We start from the raw sequence: 5146 nt of genomic DNA, 5'->3' as shown, positions 1-5146 counted from the left end.
AGCAAAAAAAATCCCCGACTACTTTCGTAATCGAGGATTCTAATAAAAACTGGCGGCGACCTACTCTCCCGCGTTAGCAGTACCATCGGCGCTAGAGGGCTTAACTTCTGTGTTCGGAATGGGAACAGGTGAGCCCCTCTGCTAAAACCACCCTAAAGGTTGTTTGTACAAAAGGTTGTACAGTATATGTTATTAATTAGAGATTAGTTTGAAGTGGTTAGACATTAGACACAATCTAACTTCTAACATCTCATTTCTAACTTCTAAGTAAAAAATCGATAAAAACAAATCACAAAGAGCAAACCTCTTCACTAAGAGTGCCCAACCATTAGGCTATAAATCTACGGGTAATTAGTACTACTCGGCTATGCTGTTACCAGCTTTACACCTATAGCCTATCAACGTGGTCATCTCCCACGACCCTTAAAAGATGTCTCATCTTGAGGCGAGTTTCGCACTTATATGCTTTCAGTGCTTATCTCTTCCAAACATAGCTACTCTGCGGTGCGCCTGGCGGCACAACAGATACACCAGAGGTTTGTTCAAATCGGTCCTCTCGTACTAGATTCAAGTCCTCGCAAACATCTAACGCCCGCAATAGATAGAGACCGAACTGTCTCACGACGTTCTGAACCCAGCTCGCGTGCCACTTTAATGGGCGAACAGCCCAACCCTTGGGACCTTCTCCAGCCCCAGGATGTGACGAGCCGACATCGAGGTGCCGAACCTCCCCGTCGATGTGAGCTCTTGGGGGAGACTAGCCTGTTATCCCCGGAGTACCTTTTATCCTATGAGCGATGGCCCTTCCATACGGAACCACCGGATCACTATGTCCTGCTTTCGCACCTGATCGACTTGTAGGTCTCACAGTCAAGCACCCTTATGCCATTACACTCTACGCACGGTTACCAAGCGTGCTGAGGGTACCTTTGAAAGCCTCCGTTACTCTTTTGGAGGCGACCACCCCAGTCAAACTACCCACCACGCAATGTCTCCCGCTCAGCGGGATTAGGCTCCAAGTAAGTAAAGGGTGGTATTTCAACGATGACTCCACAAACACTAGCGTGCCTGCTTCAAAGTCTCCCACCTATCCTACACATTACTTACTCAAAGTCAATACGAAGTTATAGTAAAGGTTCACAGGGTCTTTTCGTCCCATTGCGGGTAATCGGCATCTTCACCGATACTACAATTTCACCGAGCTCGTGGCTGAGACAGTGCCCAGATCGTTACACCATTCGTGCAGGTCGGAACTTACCCGACAAGGAATTTCGCTACCTTAGGACCGTTATAGTTACGGCCGCCGTTTACTGGGGCTTCAGTCAATGCCTTCGCTTGCGCTAAGCACCTTCCTTAACCTTCCAGCACCGGGCAGGTGTCAGACCCTATACAGCATCTTTCGATTTAGCAGAGTCCTGTGTTTTTGATAAACAGTCGCCTGGGCCTTTTTACTGCGGCCAGCTTGCGCTGGCGTCTCTTCTCCCGAAGTTACGAGACTATTTTGCCTAGTTCCTTAGCCACGACTCACTCGAGCACCTTAGGATTCTCTCCTCGACTACCTGTGTCGGTTTTGGTACGGGTTGCTTCTCTTCGGCTTTTCTTGGATCTCGTTACACTGCAACAGCTTCGCCCGAAGGCTAGGCCTTGACTATTCCGTCAGTCTCCAGCAGCTACACAAAACCGTCCCCTTTATTCGAGAGCAAGTTAGGGAATATTAACCCTATGTCCATCCACTTCCCCTTTCGGGTGCGCGTTAGGTCCCGACTAACCCTCAGCTGATTAGCATGGCTGAGGAAACCTTAGTCTTTCGGTGAGGGGGTTTCTCGCCCCCTTTATCGTTACTTATGCCTACATTTTCTTTTCTGTCCGCTCCACAATACCTCACGATACTGCTTCGGCGCAAACAGAATGCTCCCCTACCAGATATAATATAAATTATAAATCCATAGCTTCGGTACTATACTTATGCCCGATTATTATCCATGCCGGACCGCTCGACTAGTGAGCTGTTACGCACTCTTTAAATGAATGGCTGCTTCCAAGCCAACATCCTAGCTGTCAATGCAGTCCAACCGCGTTGTTTCAACTTAGTATAGATTTGGGGACCTTAGCTGTTGGTCCGGGTTCTTTCCCTCTCGGACATGGACCTTAGCACCCATGCCCTCACTGCCGACGAACATTTATTAGCATTCGGAGTTTGTCAGGAATTGGTAGGATTTGACTCCCCCGCATCCAATCAGTAGCTCTACCTCTAATAAACTTAACATCGACGCTGCACCTAAATGCATTTCGGGGAGTACGAGCTATCTCCCAGTTTGATTGGCCTTTCACCCCTACCCACAGGTCATCCGAAGACTTTTCAACGTCAACCGGTTCGGTCCTCCACTTTGTGTTACCAAAGCTTCAACCTGCCCATGGGTAGATCACAAGGTTTCGCGTCTAATCCTACTAACTATCCGCCCTATTCAGACTCGCTTTCGCTCCGGCTCCGTAACTTAATTACTTAACCTCGCTAGTAAAATTAACTCGTAGGCTCATTATGCAAAAGGCACGCCGTCACTAATATAAATATCAGCTCCGACCGCTTGTAGGCGTACGGTTTCAGGTTCTATTTCACCCTTCTATTCGAAGTGCTTTTCACCTTTCCTTCACAGTACTTGTTCACTATCGGTCTTTCAGGAGTATTTAGCCTTGGAGGATGGTCCCCCCATATTCAGACAGGATTTCACGTGTCCCGCCCTACTCTTTCTTCACTTATGTATACCTTTCGAGTACAGGATTATCACCTTCTACGATTGTTCTTTCCAGAACATTCCTCTAAATATATAAAAGCTTTTGGGCTAATCCGCTTTCGCTCGCCACTACTTACGGAATCTCTTCGATTTCTTTTCCTCCGGGTACTTAGATGTTTCAGTTCTCCGGGTTTGCTCTGCTTACGCAGTAATACATCTTCAATGTATTGGGTTGCCCCATTCGGACATCTCGGGATCAATTCGTGTGTGCCAATCCCCCGAGCTTTTCGCAGCTTACCACGTCCTTCTTCGCCTCTGAAAGCCTAGGCATCCGCCATACGCCCTTAACGATTTCTTTCCTAATTTTATTGGTTACTCGAGCACTCTTGTGCTCGGTTTTCTCTTTGTGATGTCTTTATCGTTAATGTCAATGATCTTTAATTCTTTAGTTGCCAGTGATTCGTTGTCGGTTGATAGTGGCTCTCACTATACTTAGTACCAAGTTCTAATCAATACATACTAACTGTGGAGAATAAGGGAGTCGAACCCTTGACCTCCTGCGTGCAAGGCAGGCGCTCTAGCCAGCTGAGCTAATTCCCCCTCTTCTAGAAATTTTAAATTTTGAATTTTGAATTTTGAATTAATAAAAATACTCTGACTTTTATTCATAATTCAAAATTTATAATCCAAAATCTATAATCTCCTCTTAATTAGTAGTCTCGGGCAGGCTCGAACTGCCGACCTCTACATTATCAGTGTAGCGCTCTAACCAGCTGAGCTACGAGACTTCATTTTTTCAATGTTGAATTTTAAATTTTAAATTAATATAATTCAAAATTTATAATTCAAAATTCAAAATCTCTTCATCCCTTCTACTAATTTCTAGGGGTTATGTTGTGATTCAACCAAAAAAGTAAAAAAACTAAAGCAACTTTTTGTAAGTCTACTAAGAATAGTATTTTTTTTGACGTGTTGTCTCTAAAATGAGATGTTCCAGCCGCACCTTCCGGTACGGCTACCTTGTTACGACTTAGCCCTAGTTACTTGTTTTACCCTAGGCAGCTCCTTTTACGGTCACCGACTTCAGGTACCCCAAACTTCCATGGCTTGACGGGCGGTGTGTACAAGGCCCGGGAACGTATTCACCGCGCCATGGCTGATGCGCGATTACTAGCGATTCCAGCTTCATAGAGTCGAGTTGCAGACTCCAATCCGAACTGAGACCGGCTTTCGAGATTCGCATCACTTCGCAGTGTAGCTGCCCTCTGTACCGGCCATTGTATTACGTGTGTGGCCCAAGACGTAAGGGCCGTGATGATTTGACGTCATCCCCACCTTCCTCTCTACTTGCGTAGGCAGTCCCAATAGAGTCCCCAACTGAATGATGGCAACTATTGGCAGGGGTTGCGCTCGTTGCAGGACTTAACCTAACACCTCACGGCACGAGCTGACGACAACCATGCAGCACCTTGAAAATTGTCCGAAGAAGGCTCTATTTCTAAAGCTGTCAATTCCCATTTAAGTCTTGGTAAGGTTCCTCGCGTATCATCGAATTAAACCACATAATCCACCGCTTGTGCGGGCCCCCGTCAATTCCTTTGAGTTTCATTCTTGCGAACGTACTCCCCAGGTGGCTAACTTATCACTTTCGCTTGGTCTCTGAGTCTTAAAAACCCAAAAACGAGTTAGCATCGTTTACAGCGTGGACTACCAGGGTATCTAATCCTGTTCGCTCCCCACGCTTTCGTCCATCAGCGTCAGTTGTATCTTAGTGACCTGCCTTCGCAATTGGTGTTCTAAGTAATATCTATGCATTTCACCGCTACACTACTTATTCCAGCCACTTCAAATACACTCAAGACTTACAGTATCAATGGCAGTTCGACAGTTAAGCTGCCGGCTTTCACCACTGACTTATAAGCCCGCCTACGGACCCTTTAAACCCAATAAATCCGGATAACGCTTGCACCCTCCGTATTACCGCGGCTGCTGGCACGGAGTTAGCCGGTGCTTATTCGTACAGTACCTTCAGCTACCCTCACGAGGGTAGGTTTATCCCTGTACAAAAGAAGTTTACAATCCATAGAACCGTCGTCCTTCACGCGGGATGGCTGGATCAGGCTCTCACCCATTGTCCAATATTCCTCACTGCTGCCTCCCGTAGGAGTCTGGTCCGTGTCTCAGTACCAGTGTGGGGGATCACCCTCTCAGGCCCCCTAAAGATCATCGACTTGGTGAGCCGTTACCTCACCAACTATCTAATCTTGCGCGTGCCCATCTCTATCCACCGGAGTTTTCAATATCAATTGATGCCAATCAATATATTATAGGGTATTAATCTTCCTTTCGAAAGGCTATCCCCTAGATAAAGGCAGGTTGCACACGTGTTACGCACCCGTACGCCGCTCTCAAGA

Annotated in this window: 2 tRNA genes and 3 rRNA genes; all 5 read right to left on the bottom strand. The window is 46.7% G+C overall.

What is annotated here, in order from left to right:
* Positions 1–47 precede the first annotated feature (47 nt).
* Positions 48–155, bottom strand: a 5S ribosomal RNA gene (gene rrf, locus EIY84_RS11415).
* Positions 156–331: 176 nt separating this feature from the next.
* Positions 332–3090, bottom strand: a 23S ribosomal RNA gene (locus EIY84_RS11410).
* A gap of 168 nt (positions 3091–3258) precedes the next feature.
* A tRNA-Ala gene (locus tag EIY84_RS11405) sits at positions 3259–3332 on the bottom strand.
* 114 nt (positions 3333–3446) lie between these two features.
* Positions 3447–3520: transfer RNA gene (locus EIY84_RS11400), tRNA-Ile, on the bottom strand.
* A gap of 193 nt (positions 3521–3713) precedes the next feature.
* Positions 3714–5146, bottom strand: a 16S ribosomal RNA gene (locus EIY84_RS11395); the annotation flags it as partial.

Source organism: Amniculibacterium aquaticum (genome assembly GCF_003852705.1).
Classification (GTDB): Bacteria; Bacteroidota; Bacteroidia; order Flavobacteriales; family Weeksellaceae; genus Amniculibacterium; species Amniculibacterium aquaticum.
Note: the sequence above shows the minus strand (reverse complement) of the source record. Positions and strands in the feature narration are given on the sequence as shown.